The sequence below is a fragment of the Azonexus sp. genome, from assembly GCF_047638095.1.
GTDB lineage: Bacteria > Pseudomonadota > Gammaproteobacteria > Burkholderiales > Rhodocyclaceae > Azonexus.
The window spans coordinates 1-12,437 of the sequence record NZ_JBLJBW010000061.1; the positions used below are offsets into that span (position 1 = coordinate 1).

Consider the following 12,437-nt stretch of genomic DNA (forward strand, 5'->3'; position numbering starts at 1 on the left):
TGCACGGAATCGCGCTTGATCATGGCGTTGACCGAAAAATGCTTGCCGATGTCGCGCAGGAAATCGAGGCAGTTCATGCCGCCGAACCAGTCGTGGTTGTTCGCCATGCGGGCCGCGTTGTCGCCCTCGAAGCTGAGGAAAGGAGCGACTTGGTGACGGATGTTGTCGACCCAGCCGGCAATCACTTCCGGCGTGTTCAGCTTGCGTTCGCTGGCCTTGAAGCTGGGATCGCCGATCATGCCGGTGGCCCCGCCGACCAGCGCAATCGGCCGGTGGCCGGCATCCTGGAAGCGCTTGAGGATGAGCACCGGCACCAGGTGGCCCAGGTGCAGGCTGTCGGCGGTGGGATCGAAGCCGCAATACAGGGTGATCTTCTCCTCGCACAGCAACTTGTCGAGGGTCTGCGCGTCGGTCAGTTGCGCAATCAGGCCGCGCGCGTGCAGGTCTTGGAGAAGCGGGGATTGGTACATGAAGGGCTCCATCGAGGGGCCATGCCTGGCCCAAAAAACAAGGGGCGGATTTTAACAGAGTGGTTTTATCCTGTTTTGCCGGAATTTCAGGGTAGATTGTTCGGGAAAAACGGGTGAATTGTTTGCAAGGGGGGGGAGGAAGCGATGGATGTCGTTCATGCAGAAAAATTTTTAGCGGCGCTCGATGCCGACTGGGCGCGCCTGGTCGGGCAGGTGGGGCCGTATCAGCCGCGCCGTTTGCCGCCGCATCCGCCGTATGAGGCTTTGCTGCGCGCCATTACCCACCAGCAGCTGCAAACGCGCGTGGCGGAGTTGATTTTGGGGCGTTTTCTCGCTTGTTTTCCGGGCGAGGCTTTTCCTTCGCCGGCGCAGATTCTGGCGCTGTCGCCGGAACGTTTGCGCGCTTGCGGTCTGTCCCAGGCAAAAATCACGGCGATTCACGGTTTGGCCAAGGCCACCGAGCTGGGGCAGGTGCCCAGCCGGGACGCCGCGCAGGCGATGCGTGACGAAGAACTCATCGCCTGTTTGACGCCGCTGCGCGGGATTGGCCGGTGGACGGTGGAGATGTTTTTAATGGAAAACCTGCAGCGCCCGGACGTGTTGCCGGCCGATGATTTTGGCGTGCGGCAAGGGTACCGCCGTCTGAAAGGCCTGGAAAAAGCGCCGACCTCCGCGCAACTGCGGCAAATCGGCCAAGACTGGCAAGGTTTTCGCAGCGCTGCGGCCTGGTATTTGTGGCGCGTACCAAAAGCTTGAGCCGACTCACGCTGGGCATGGCGCAGATAAGCCCTTGACCCAGTGCCTTTGATCCGCGTTCATCCGTGTTGATCCGCTGAATCCGCGTCAAGAAAGCCCGGCCGGAGCGCCGTTGGGTAGCTTCCAGCGTGGCCGCTCCGGTTGTTGTATGCATTTTTTCGCATCGATCGAAAAGTCTCGCGCCGGGCATTCGTGCGGCGCAGCGCGCTAGAATCTGCCCTCACCGATGTTTGATGCCTTTCCTGTCTGGAGCTGCCATGTCCGCCCGTTTGATTTACGGTTTTCACGCCATTACCGCCAAATTGCGTCAGGCCCCCGGCGAGATACGCGAAATCTTGCTCGATGCCCAGCGTCAGGATGCGCGCGCGCGCGATCTTGTGCAGCACGCTGAATTGCAAGCTGTGCGTTTGCATCTGGTGGCGGGGAAGCGGCTGGACGATCTGGCGGGCGGTGCTCGGCATCAAGGCGTGGTGGCGCTGTTGGCGGCAGGGCGTAAAAGCCTGCATCTGGATGATGTGCTGGATACGCTGGAGGAGCCGGCCTTTTTACTCGTGCTCGACGGCGTGACCGATCCGCGCAACCTCGGGGCCTGTCTGCGAGTGGCCGATGCGGCGGGAGCGCATGCGGTCATTGCGCCCAAAGATCGTGCCGCCGGATTGAACGAAGTGGCCGTGAAAACCGCCTGTGGTGCGGCAGAAAGCGTACCTTACCTTACCGTCACCAATCTTGCGCGCTGCCTGCGCGAGCTAAAAGAGCGCGAAATTTGCGTTATCGGGACGGCGGGCGAGGCGAGCGAAAATCTTTACCGCGCCGAGTGGCCACAGGCCACGGCCTGGGTGTTGGGGGCCGAAGGCGAAGGGCTGCGCCGCCTGACGCGGGAAACCTGCGATCAACTGGTGCATATTCCCATGCATGGCAGTGTCGATAGCCTGAATGTTTCGGTGGCCGCTGGCGTTTGCCTGTTCGAAGCCAGACGCCGACGGCCGGGGTAAGTGGTCAAGACGCCGCTAAGACCCGGGGCGCTGCCAGAGCGCCACGGTTTTGTTGCGCGGCTTCGACCCATTCAGTTCAAAGGCGCAGCCATAAACGCGTAAACACTACTGTGCCGGCGCACTCTTTACCGCCAAGCTTGCGTTGCTGGCTGCGGCATCTTCCGGCGTCCAGCCGCCGCCCAGGGCTTTGAACAGGTCGACTGCCGCCGTGAGGCGGGCTTGGCGCGTGGCGATGGCGGCGAGTTGCGCTTCGTTGGCGCTGCGCTGCGTATCGAGCACTTCGAGATAGCCGGAGTAACCGGCCTCGTAGCGTAGCTTGGCCAGGTCGTGGGCTTTTTGTGTGCTATCGACACGCAGTTGTTGCGCGCTTTCGGCTGCGCCGTTTTCGCTCAGATTGACCAGGGCGTCGCGTACTTCTTTGTAAGCGGTTTCCAGGGTTTTTTGCCAGGCGAGCAGCGATTGTTCATTGAGTGCCTGGGCTTGGTCGACGCGCGCCGTGGTGCGGCCGAAATCGAGGATGGGCATGAGCAGGGAAAGGCCGGTAGACCAAGTGCTGGCACCGCTGCTGAAGAGATCGGATAAATCCTTGCTTTCGCGCCCCAGGCCGCCAGTGAGGCTGAATTTGGGGTAGTAGGCGGCTTTGGCGACACCGATGTTGGCGTTGGCGGCGATCAGCTGTTGTTCGGCTTGGCGCACATCCGGGCGAGCTTCGATCAGGTCGGCCGGCAGTCCGGCGGGCGGTTGCGGCGGCAGGGGGAGCTGGCGCACGTCACCGGCCGGGAGTTGCAAATCGGGTTGTGCAGTGAGCAGTGCAAGTTGGTGTTCAGCCAAGGCGCGGGCGCGGCGTAAGTCAGACTGCTGCACACGTATGGCAGCGAGCGCGCTGTCCGCCTGATATTGGTCGAGGGGCGAGACGAGGCCAGCGGCGACGCGGGTTTTGACCAGCTCGGCGCTTTCTTGCCGGCTTTTCAAGCTGCTCTCGCTGATCGCGAGCTGGGCATCCAGGGCGCGCAAAGTGAGGTAATTGCTGGCGACCAGGCCGGTGATCGAGAGGCGGATGGCATCGCGGCCATAGCGGCTGGCGAGCAGGCTGGCGCGGGCGGCTTCGTTCATGCGGCGCACGCGGCCCCAGACATCGATTTCGTAGGAGAGCACCAGGCCAAGATTATGGGCGCGCACGGTGTCGGGTGTGTTCGGCGTCCAGCTGGCAGTTTTTTCGCTCGGGCTGACCCGGCTGGCACCGCCTTGGCCGTCGATGCTGGGAAAAAGACTGGCACCAGCTTCGCGGGCGGCGGCATCGGCCTGGTCGACGCGGGCGATGGCGCTGCGTAGGTCGCGGTTGTTTTCCAGGGCAGACTGGATCAGCGCATTTAAAGTGTCGTCCTGAAACAGCGTCCACCAGGTGTTTTGAAGCGCGGTATCGGGCTGCGTTGCGAGCGTGGCGGTGGCGGTTGGGGCTTCACGGAACAGGCTGGGCAGCCAGTTTTCTGTTCGCAGGTAGTCCGGGCCGACGGCGCAGCCGGAGAGCAACAGGCTGAGGGCCAGCGGTGTCAGGGTGAGTCGGGGGCGGCGCAGCATCAGGCCTTCTCCTCGGTGGTGGGGTGCGAGAGGTCTTCGACGTGGGCCACTTTGCTTGGCTTGCCACGTTGCATCCATTTGAAGAACAGGGGAATGAAAATGGTGGCGATAAAGGTGGCAAACAACATGCCGCCAAAGACGCCGGTGCCCATCGATTGACGCGCTGCTGCGCCGGCCCCGGTGGCTTTGACGAGCGGGAAAACGCCAAGCACGAAGGCGAGCGAAGTCATGATGATGGGGCGCAACCGCAAGCGTGCTGCTTCCAGCGCGGCATCGACCACGCTCATGCCTTCAGCGTATTTCTGGGCGGCAAACTCGACGATCAAAATGGCGTTTTTCGCCGCCAGACCAATGAGAACGACGAGGCCGATCTGGAAATAAATGTCGTTTGGCATGCCACGCAGCCAGATGGCAGTCAGCGCGCCGAGCAAGGCAAAGGGTACGGCGGTGATGACGGCCAGCGGCAGCGACCACTTTTCGTATTGCGCGGCGAGAATCAGGAAAACCATGATGATGGCGAAACCGAAGGCCTGCAGCGAGGAGCCGGAAGTCTGCTTTTCCTGGAAAGCCTGACCGGTCCAGGAGATTTCATAACCTTCCGGCAGCGCCTGGGCGGCGACTTCTTCGACGATGCGAATGGCATCGCCCGAGCTGACGCCGGGCTTGGAATCGCCCATCACCTTGGCGGCAACGAAGCCGTTGAAGCGTTCCACCTGTTCCGGGCCGACGATGTTTTTCACCGTAGTCACCGCCGAGAGAGGAATCAGCTTGCCGCTGCTCGTGCTGCGCACATAAACCTTGCCGATGTCGGAAGGCTGCATGCGGTAATTGCTTTCGGCTTGCAACTGCACGCGATAAACGCGCCCCGATTTGTTGAAGTCATTGACGTAGAGCGCGCCCATGGTGCTTTGCAAGGTGGCGTATACATCGCTCAAGGGAATGCCGAGCGCCAGCGCCTTGGGTTCGTCCACTTCGACGTAAAGCTGCGGCACGGTGGGGCGGAAGAAGGTGGAAATACGGGTGAACTCCGGATGCTTCTGCAATTCCGCCATGAAGTTTTGCACGACCTCGTTGAGTTTGCGTGCGTCACCGTCGACGCGGTTCTGCACATACACTTCAAAGCCGCCGGCGGTGCCCAGGCCCATGATGGGCGGCGGGTTGAAGACGAGCCCCATGCCGTCCGGTTGCATCATGCCCATGCCCATGAACTTGCCGGCCAGATCCTGAGCCTTGCCTTGGCGCTCTTTCCAGTCTTTGAGCGGGATGAACATGGTGCCGGCGTTGGGTTTGTTGCCGCCGCCGATCAAGTCGAAGCCGGAAACGATGAAGGTGTGCTTCACGGCTTCATCTTGCGCGATCATTTGGCGCATGCCTTCGCCGGTTTTTTCGGTGCGCTTCAAAGTCGCGCCGTCCGGCAGCATGAGGGCGGAAATCAGGTAACCCTGATCTTCTGCCGGGACGAAACTGCCCGGAATGATGCGAAAGAAAGCGGCCGTTCCGCCGATTACCAGCGCCAATGCGAGAAAACCGACAAAACCGTGTTTCAGGGTGAAGCCCACGGTGCGCGTGTAGCGCTGTGTCATGCGCTCAAACCAGCGGTTGAAGGGGGCGAAGAAGCGGTTTTCCGTGTGCTGTGCCTTCAAAATCAGTGAGCACAGGGCGGGTGTCAAGGTCAGGGCGACGACGCCAGAAAGCACCACGGCGACGGCGACGGTGACGGCAAATTGCTTGTAGAGTTGCCCGGCGATGCCGCCCAGGAAGGCGACCGGAATGAACACCGAGCACAGCACCAGCACGATGGCCACGAGCGCTCCGGAGACTTCCTGCATGGCTTTGACGGCGGCATCGTGCGGTGACAAACCTTCTTCGTCCATCAAGCGTTCGACGTTTTCCAGCACCACGATGGCATCATCCACCACAATGCCGATGGCGAGCACCATGGCGAACAGGGTCAGCGTATTGATGGAAAAACCGAACAGCCACAAACCGGCAAAAGTGCCGATCAAGGAAATCGGCACGGCAACCATGGGAATCAGGGTGGCGCGCCAGCTTTGCAGAAAGATGTAGACCACGGCGATGACGAGAATCACCGCTTCGATCAAGGTCTTGATCACCTCATCGATCGAGGCCGAAACGAAGAGCGTGGTGTCAAAGGGAATGACGTAGCCCATGCCTTCCGGAAATTTCTTTTCCAGCGCGGCCATTTTGGCTTTCACCCGCTGCGCCACGTCGAGTGCATTGGCACCGGTTTGCAAGAAAACGCCCATGGCGATGGTCGGGCTGCCATCCAGGGTGACGCGCTGATCGTAGCTGTAGGCACCGAGCTCGATGCGCGCAACATCTTTCAGACGCAAAATGCCCCCCGGGCCGCTGGCGCGAATGACGATGTTGCCGAATTCTTCCGGGGTCAACAAGCGCCCCTTGGCGGTTACGGTATAGACCAGCTGTTGCTCGTTAGGCGCAGGTTCCTGGCCGATTTTGCCGGCAGCATTCTGGGCATTCTGGGTGCGGATGGCCGCCGCGATATCGCTGGTGGTCAGCCCCAGTTGCGCCATGCGATCCGGTTTGAGCCAGACGCGCATGGAGTAGTCCTGGGCGCCGAAAATGGTGACATCGCCCACCCCGGGGACGCGTTTGAGCTCGTCGACGATGTTCAGGCTGGCGTAGTTCGAAAGGAACAGCGTGGGGTATTTGCCGGCTTCCGATTTCAGCGCCACGACCTGCAGAATGTCGTTCGAGCGTTTCTGCACGATCACCCCGTTGCGCCGCACATCTTCTGGCAGTCGCGGTTCAGCGGCTTTCACCCGGTTGTTGATGTTGACTGCGGCATCATCGACATCGGTGCCAACCGCAAAGGTGGCGGTAATGGTGACCATGCCGTTGGCTGATGCCGAAGAGGTGAAGTAGAGCAGGTTTTCTACCCCGTTCAGCTGCTCCTCGATCGGAGCGGCGACGGTGCGTGCCAGAGTTTCGGCCGAAGCGCCGGGGTAGCTGGCGCTCACCATCACCGTGGGCGGCGCGATTTGCGGATACTGCGCAATCGGCAGCACGCGCGAAGCCACCAGGCCAGCGATGATGATGATGATGGAAATGACCGAAGCGAAAATCGGCCGATTGATGAAGAATTTGGACATGCTTGCCCCTTATTTCTTGGCGTCAGCGGCGGCCGGCTGGGCGGCCGGGGGCGGCGTTTGTGCCGTGACCGGCATACCGGGGCGCAGTTTGATCAGGTTGTTGGTGATGACCTTGTCGCCGGCTTGCAGGCCACCCAGCACCACCCAGTCCTTGCCGTGCCATTCGGCCGTCTGGATCGGGCGCGGCGCGACCTTGCCTTCGGCATCCATGGTCATGACCAGATTACCCTGTTCGGTTTGCAGCACGGCCGCCTGCGGCACCAGAAAAACCCCTTGGCGTTCGCCGGTGAGGAGGCGCACACGCACGAACTGGCCGGGTAAAAGCTGGCCGTCCGGATTGGCGAATTCGGCGCGCAGCGCCTGGGTGCCGAGCACGGTGTCGAGGTTGGAGGCGATGAAATTGAGCTTGCCCGGCTGCGCATAGGCTTCGCCGTTGGGCAGGAGCAGTTCGATGCCGCTGACGTTCTTGTCGGTGACGCGGTGGCCGGACAATTTGGCGAGATCACTTTCGCCCAGCGAAAAACTCACCCACATGGGATTGCTCTGGAAAACCGAGGTGAGCAGACTGTCGCTGGTACTGATGAGGTTGCCTTCGGAGCGCGCGGCGCGCCCGCTGGTGCCGCCGACCGGAGCGGTGACGGTGGTCCAGGAGAGATTGAGTTCGGCCTGGCGCAAGGCGGCTTGCGCCATGGCGTCGTTGGAACTTGCATCGTCGTAATCTTTCTGGCTGATGGCGCGGGCTTCGGCCAGTCCTTTCAGGCGCTGTTTTTCACGCGCCGTTTGTTCGGCCCGGGCTTTGGCTTCGGAGAGCGCGATTTCATAGGGTGCGCGGTCGATCTGAAAGAGCGGCTGCCCGGCCTTCACCACGTCGCCCTCTTGATACAGGCGCTTCATCAAAATGCCGCCGACACGCGCACGCACCTCGGTTTCGCGCGCCCCTTCGGTTTGCGCCATGATTTCGATCGAGGTGGGCACGTTTTGCGGCTGCATCTCCAAGAGGCTGACCGGCATCGGCCCCATGGCCGGCGGTGGCGCGGCTTTCTCGGAACAGGCAGCGAGGGTGATTGCGGTAGCCAGGGTGGCCAGCGTCAGACGCAGGTGGCGAGGGGCAAAAGCATTCATGGAGAAGGTTTCCTGGGAAAAATTTTCGGTTATTATATACAGTCAGATATGTATGTAAAAAAAATTTGTGTGGTTTTTTGTGTCAGAGCGAGCATTCAAGGGGCGTCTCTGACATGGGCATAGAGAGAAACAAGCATGGTACGCAGAACCAAGGAAGATGCCGCGCAAACACGGCAGCAGATCATCGTGGCGGCACGCCAGGTGTTTCACGCGCACGGGGTGGTTCGTTCTTCGCTGGAGAAAATCGCCAAGGCGGCGGGCGTTACGCGTGGCGCGATTTACTGGCATTTCCGCAACAAGGCGGAGCTGTTTTTTGCCGTGCGTGACGATGCTTTCGTGCCGATGGTCGGTTGTACCGATGCTATTTTGTTCGATCCGGCTTGGCGCAATCCCCTGGATGCGATCGAGGCGTCCACACAGGCGTTTTTCCGTGCTTTGCATGAAACGAGCGCGTTTCGTGAGGTTTTCGAGATCATGATCGTGCGCTGTGAATATGTCGATGAGTTTGCTGACATCGAAGCCGAGGTGGCGCGCCCGGCATTGGAGTTTTTCAAAAAAATCGAATCGCTCTTTTTGCGCGCACAAGAAACCAAACATCTGCGCCGTGGGGTTTCTCCCGTGGCCGCCGCGCGCAGCACCTGGGCGTTTACCAGCGGTTTGCTGCATCTTTTTCTTGGCACCAGCCGGGGGGCGAATATCAGCCCCGAGATGGCGGCGAGCATGATTACCGACCATATCGCCTTGTTTCGCTGCTGCGCCGTCGATCCAGGTTGCCGGCAGGATCAATGATGGAAAGCGTGATCGAAAGCAGTCAATCCCACGCTGAGATTTGCTTTCAGTTCGAGGCCCTCGCCCAGCGTCTGGGCCTGAGCGTGCTGGCCGTGCACGATCTGGGTGAAAACAGGGGGGCGCACGGACGCGGCTTGGACGAAGCCAGCGTGCTCTATAGTCTGGTCAGTTGGCCGGTAGTCGACGTCTTGTTGGCGCACGATCCCAGCCTGACGCGCTGCCTGCCCTGGCGCTGTGCGGTCTATACCCGCTGCGGCGCAAGCTGGCTGGCTTTCCAGTCGCCACAGCTGCCGCCGGATCTGCCGCATGCGCTGAGTGAATCAGCGGCGGGGGTCAGCAGCAAATTACAACAACTGGCGAATGCGCTACGCTGAATGTGCGTGGATTGGCTGGGCCACCAGACGGACACCGAGCGCCGCACAAACCTTGCTGATGGTCTCGAAGCGAGGGCTGGCATTCGGGCGCAGTGCCTTGTAGAGCGCTTCGCGGGTGATTCCGGAGGATTTGGCAATGTCGCTCATGCCCTGTGCTCGTGCAATCGTGCCCAACGCATCGGCCAGCGCTGCCGGGTCGTCCTCTTCGAGCACCACGGTAAGGTATTCGGCAATCGCCTGCGCATCTGGCAAATGCTCTGTCATGTCGAATTCGGGTAGGTCGGCAATCTTGATTTTCTTGGTCATGGTTTAATCCTCCAACTGCGCCGCAAGCCTGATAGCCTGGGCAATATCGGCGGCCTGGGTGGATTTCTCCCCGCCCCCGAGCATCACAATCAACACTGCGCCGTGTTGCACGTAGTACATGCGCCAGCCTGGCCCGAAGTGCTCTCTCATTTCGCACACGCCAGCACCGACTGGCTTCACATCGCCCAGATTACCCTTTTGCGCCTTTTCCAGCCGGCGAGCCAGACGGCGATGCGTCATGCCGTCCTTGATGCTGTTCAGCCATGCGGTGAATTCGGGAAGTGGCTTGATTGAATACATGGGGAAAGTGTAGCCGTTCGATTACTAATGGTCAATTTGGCGCAGGAAGGGTTTGCAGAAACTACCCGGACAGCGAGCCGGCCCTTCGGGCTGGAAAATTGGGAAGATGGCCGCACCATTGAACAGGCGATAGCCCTTTTTGAGAGCCGCGAGTTTGAGCGGATGCTGGAATCAGGGACAAAGCTGTTCATCGAGAGCCCGGAAGCGGGTAAGTGGGAATGATGCCTGGCCCGGCACTGAGTTTTTCGTTTCTGGGGATGGCTGGCACAATAACTCCCAGCGGCCCTAGCGCATGTGCTTATGTGCATAGCCACAAGAAACTGCGACACACAAATTCAAAAGCATTCAATAGGTTAATATACACATGAAGATCGCTAGCTGGAACGTCAATTCGCTCAAGGTGCGCCTGTCGCATGTGTTGGACTGGTTGGCGGAGGCGGTGCCGGATGTGTTGTGTTTGCAGGAATTGAAGTTGGAAGACGCGCATTTTCCGCGTGCCGAGATCGAGGCGGCGGGGTATCAGGTAGCGTTTTATGGGCAGAAAACCTATAACGGCGTGGCCTTGCTGGCAAAAACGGCCCTGGAGGATGTCGTATTCGGCAATCCGCATTTTCCGGATGAGCAAAAACGCTTGATTTCGGCCACCGTGGCCGGTGTGCGTGTGGTTTGTGCTTATATGCCGAATGGTCAGGAAGTCGGCTGCGACAAATATGACTACAAGCTGCGCTGGCTGGCGGCGCTGGCCGATTGGCTGGCTGAGGAATTACCGCGTTACCCGCAGCTGGCCTTGTGCGGCGACTACAACATCGCTCCGGAGGCGCGCGATGTGCACGATCCGGCGCGCTGGCAGGATTGTATTTTGGTGTCCGATCTCGAACGTGCTGCGTTTCAGCGTTTTCTCGATTTGGGGCTGGCCGATAGTTTCCGCCTGTTTGAACAGCCGGAAAAGAGTTTTTCCTGGTGGGATTACCGCATGCTGGGTTTTCAGAAAAATCAGGGGCTGCGGATTGATCACGTTTTGCTCTCTGCGCCTCTTGCGGCCCGCTGCACGGCCGCCGGCATCGACCGTGCGCCGCGTAAGCGCGAGCGGCCTTCTGATCATGCCCCGGTGTGGGCGGCGTTAGGCGCAGATTGACATGCAAAACCTGTTGCGCGCCCGCTTGTTGGCGCTGTATCCGGTGTTGGCCGAGCTGCCTGCGGCGCAGCAGGCGGTTTTGTTTTCGCCGGACAAGGTATTGCGCCTGCCCGCGGGAACGCCGGTGTTTTCCGAGCATCAACCCTGCGCGGGTTTTCCGCTGATTGTAGAAGGCAGCATCAAGGTCATCAAACAGGCGGCGAATGGTCGCGAATTGCTGCTGTACCGGGTGGGGCCGGGTGACTCTTGCATCATTTCGTCTTCCTGCCTTTTGGGTAATACGGCGTATAGCGCGCGCGGCCTGACGGAGACGGCGATCACGCTGTTCGTTTTGCCGGTCGCGGCGTTCAATCACCTGTTGGTGAACGCGGCGGCGTTTCGCACGTTTGTTTTTCACCTTTTTACCGAGCGCATCAGCGAGTTGATGCAGTTGGTCGAGGAGGTTGCCTTTGCCCGCCTCGACCAGCGCCTGGCCAAACGCCTTTTGGCGCATCCGCAGGATGTTTTGTGCCTCACCCATCAACAGTTGGCGGACGAACTGGGTAGTGTGCGCGAAATCATCAGCCGCCTGCTGAAAGGCTTTGCCGCACAGGGTTGGGTGAATTTGGGGCGTGAGCAGATCACCCTGAGTGACCGCGCGGGTCTGCAAACTGTTTTGACTCTGTGACTGAAGTTACAGACGCGTGCAAGGCGGGCGGCTACAGTGCGGGCCTGATCCACTTGACGGAGTAAGGCATATGAAAAGCAATGTTGGCGGTATCGATAAAATCCTGCGTATCGTCGCCGGCCTCGCCTTGATCGCCTGGGCGCTCACCGGCGGCCCGGTCTGGGCTTGGATCGGCGTCGTTCCCCTGGCCACCGGCCTGATGGGCTGGTGCCCGCTGTATCCGCTGATCGGGCTGAGCACCTGCCCGTTGAAGAAGGACTGAACACCGGGGCGCTCCGGAATTCACCCATAAAACCCGCTGCGGCGGGTTTTGTTTCGTCAGGTTTGCGTCAGGTTTTCGTCAGATAATTGGCAATGCGCAGGTAATCCTCCACCGGCAGGTCTTCCGGGCGCAGGGTCGGGGCGATGGCCAGCGCGGCGAAACCGGCGTCGTCGAGGATGCCTTTGAGGTTGTTGCGCAGCATCTTGCGGCGCTGGGCGAAGGCGGACTGGACGACGTGGGCGAAGCGCGCTTCGTTGCGGGCGGTGAGCAGTTCGGGCGCTTTGGGGATCAGGCGCACCACCGCCGAATCCACCTTGGGCGGCGGGTCGAAGCTTTCCGGCGGCACGTCGAGCAGCCATTCCAGCCAGAAGCGGTATTGCAGCATCACCGTCAGCCGCCCGTAGTCGGCACTGCCGGGTTCGGCCACCATGCGCTCGACGACTTCTTTTTGCAGCATGAAATGCATGTCGCGCACCTGCTGGCCGTAGCTGGCGAGGTGAAAGAGCAGCGGCGTCGAGATGTTGTAGGGCAGGTTGCCGATCAGGCGCAGGT

At 60.5% G+C, this 12,437-nt stretch carries 15 protein-coding genes; 8 read left to right on the forward strand and 7 right to left on the reverse strand.

What is annotated here, in order from left to right; translation table 11 throughout:
* Positions 1-470: tyrosine--tRNA ligase (tyrS, locus tag ACM62Q_RS12070; RefSeq protein ID WP_415036912.1), on the reverse strand; the 470-nt coding region annotated here is incomplete at its 3' end.
* Between the two features lie 144 nt (positions 471-614).
* On the opposite strand from tyrS, the gene ACM62Q_RS12075 reads away from it, so the two are divergent.
* A complete protein-coding gene (locus tag ACM62Q_RS12075) occupies positions 615-1,226 on the forward strand; it encodes a DNA-3-methyladenine glycosylase family protein (protein ID WP_415036914.1) in 612 nt (203 codons plus the stop codon).
* A gap of 257 nt (positions 1,227-1,483) precedes the next feature.
* Complete coding sequence (rlmB, locus tag ACM62Q_RS12080; RefSeq protein ID WP_415036916.1) at positions 1,484-2,218, forward strand: 23S rRNA (guanosine(2251)-2'-O)-methyltransferase RlmB; 735 nt, start codon at positions 1,484-1,486, stop codon at positions 2,216-2,218.
* A gap of 105 nt (positions 2,219-2,323) precedes the next feature.
* On the opposite strand, the gene ACM62Q_RS12085 is transcribed toward rlmB, so the two are convergent.
* Genes ACM62Q_RS12085 through ACM62Q_RS12095 form a run of 3 tightly spaced genes read right to left on the reverse strand, consistent with a single transcriptional unit; the run spans position 2,324 to position 8,052 of the window.
* Positions 2,324-3,796, reverse strand: coding sequence for an efflux transporter outer membrane subunit (locus ACM62Q_RS12085; RefSeq protein WP_415036918.1), 1,473 nt, complete (start codon positions 3,794-3,796; stop codon positions 2,324-2,326).
* A complete protein-coding gene (locus tag ACM62Q_RS12090) occupies positions 3,796-6,930 on the reverse strand; it encodes an efflux RND transporter permease subunit (protein WP_415036920.1) in 3,135 nt (1,044 codons plus the stop codon). The genes ACM62Q_RS12085 and ACM62Q_RS12090 overlap by 1 nt, the downstream gene beginning before the upstream one ends.
* A gap of 9 nt (positions 6,931-6,939) precedes the next feature.
* Positions 6,940-8,052: an efflux RND transporter periplasmic adaptor subunit gene (locus ACM62Q_RS12095; RefSeq protein ID WP_415036922.1), complete on the reverse strand. Its 1,113-nt coding sequence runs from the start codon at positions 8,050-8,052 to the stop codon at positions 6,940-6,942.
* Between the two features lie 135 nt (positions 8,053-8,187).
* Here ACM62Q_RS12095 and ACM62Q_RS12100 point away from each other — a divergent pair, with 135 nt between their 5' ends.
* Positions 8,188-8,841 (forward strand): TetR family transcriptional regulator, encoded by a 654-nt coding sequence (locus ACM62Q_RS12100; RefSeq protein ID WP_415036924.1) that lies wholly within the window; start codon positions 8,188-8,190, stop codon positions 8,839-8,841.
* On the forward strand, positions 8,838-9,215 hold the full coding sequence (locus ACM62Q_RS12105; protein WP_415036926.1) for a hypothetical protein: 378 nt from the start codon (positions 8,838-8,840) through the stop codon (positions 9,213-9,215). Before ACM62Q_RS12100 ends, ACM62Q_RS12105 begins: the two co-directional genes overlap by 4 nt.
* Here the strand turns inward: ACM62Q_RS12105 and ACM62Q_RS12110 are convergent.
* Both ACM62Q_RS12110 and ACM62Q_RS12115 read right to left on the reverse strand, forming a co-directional pair.
* Complete coding sequence (locus ACM62Q_RS12110; protein WP_415036928.1) at positions 9,207-9,521, reverse strand: addiction module antidote protein; 315 nt, start codon at positions 9,519-9,521, stop codon at positions 9,207-9,209. The genes ACM62Q_RS12105 and ACM62Q_RS12110 overlap by 9 nt on opposite strands.
* 3 nt (positions 9,522-9,524) lie before the next feature.
* The gene (locus tag ACM62Q_RS12115) at positions 9,525-9,821 is read right to left on the reverse strand and encodes a type II toxin-antitoxin system RelE/ParE family toxin (RefSeq protein WP_415036930.1); all 297 of its coding nucleotides are present in this window, start codon (positions 9,819-9,821) and stop codon (positions 9,525-9,527) included.
* A 27-nt stretch (positions 9,822-9,848) separates the two neighbouring features.
* Here ACM62Q_RS12115 and ACM62Q_RS12120 point away from each other — a divergent pair, with 27 nt between their 5' ends.
* From ACM62Q_RS12120 to ACM62Q_RS12135, 4 genes are all read left to right on the forward strand, one after another.
* The gene (locus tag ACM62Q_RS12120; RefSeq protein ID WP_415036932.1) at positions 9,849-10,043 is read left to right on the forward strand and encodes a hypothetical protein; all 195 of its coding nucleotides are present in this window, start codon (positions 9,849-9,851) and stop codon (positions 10,041-10,043) included.
* A gap of 142 nt (positions 10,044-10,185) precedes the next feature.
* Entirely contained in the window at positions 10,186-10,956 is a 771-nt protein-coding gene (xth, locus tag ACM62Q_RS12125; protein WP_415036934.1) for an exodeoxyribonuclease III, read from the forward strand.
* A 1-nt stretch (position 10,957) separates the two neighbouring features.
* Positions 10,958-11,623: a Crp/Fnr family transcriptional regulator gene (locus ACM62Q_RS12130; RefSeq protein WP_415036936.1), complete on the forward strand. Its 666-nt coding sequence runs from the start codon at positions 10,958-10,960 to the stop codon at positions 11,621-11,623.
* 70 nt (positions 11,624-11,693) lie between these two features.
* Positions 11,694-11,885 carry a DUF2892 domain-containing protein gene (locus ACM62Q_RS12135; RefSeq protein ID WP_415036938.1) on the forward strand — a complete coding sequence of 64 codons (192 nt, stop codon included), beginning with the start codon at positions 11,694-11,696 and terminating at the stop codon, positions 11,883-11,885.
* 67 nt (positions 11,886-11,952) lie between these two features.
* Here ACM62Q_RS12135 and rsmA read toward each other — a convergent pair.
* On the reverse strand, positions 11,953-12,437 hold a 485-nt coding region (gene rsmA, locus ACM62Q_RS12140; RefSeq protein ID WP_415036940.1), incomplete at its 5' end, for a 16S rRNA (adenine(1518)-N(6)/adenine(1519)-N(6))-dimethyltransferase RsmA.